Genomic DNA, 722 nt, shown 5'->3' on the forward strand with positions numbered 1-722 from the left:
TTTTCCCAGCCATCCAGGATCTGTTTGACCTGCTGGCGCTGCAACCCATCCTGCGACCCGCACAGATCACAGGGAATGATCGGATAATTCATGGCCTTCGCGAATTTCTCGCAATCAGCCTCGGCCACATGGGCGAGGGGACGATAGAGAAACAGATCGCCTTCCTCGTTGACCAGTTTTGGCGGCATCGTGGCCAGACGCCCGCCGTGGAACAGATTCATAAAAAACGTCTCAAGGATATCGTCCCGGTGGTGGCCCAGCACGATGGCGCTGCACCCTTCCTCGCGGGCGATCCGGTACAGATTGCCGCGCCGCAACCGCGAACACAGCGCGCAGAATGTCCGCCCCGCCGGCACCTTGTCCATGACGATGGAATATGTGTCCTGGTATTCGATCCGGTGCGGCACGCCCATCTTTTCCAGAAACTCCGGCAGGACCGTCGCCGGAAACCCCGGTTGCCCCTGATCCAGATTGCAGGCGATCAGATCGACAGGCAGCAGGCCGCGCCACTTCAGCTCGTACAAAGCGGCGAGCAGGGTGTAGCTGTCTTTGCCACCTGACAGGCAGACCAGCCATTTGTCCGGTTTCTGGCCTGTCTGAGGGGGCACCATCCCATACTGTTCGATCGCCTCGCGGGTATATCGCACGATGCGTTTGCGCAGCTTCTTGAACTCGGTGCTGGAAGGCGCACCGTGGAAAAGCGGGTGGATTTCTGTATCGTC

Annotated in this window: 1 protein-coding gene; it reads right to left on the bottom strand. The window is 59.4% G+C overall.

Annotated elements, in window-relative coordinates:
• Nucleotides 1-722: tRNA 2-thiocytidine(32) synthetase TtcA (gene ttcA, locus ACFWW4_RS22700; protein WP_411892912.1), on the bottom strand; the 722-nt coding region annotated here is incomplete at both ends.

This window comes from Yoonia sp. SDW83-1, from assembly GCF_046762885.1.
Classification (GTDB): Bacteria; Pseudomonadota; Alphaproteobacteria; order Rhodobacterales; family Rhodobacteraceae; genus Yoonia.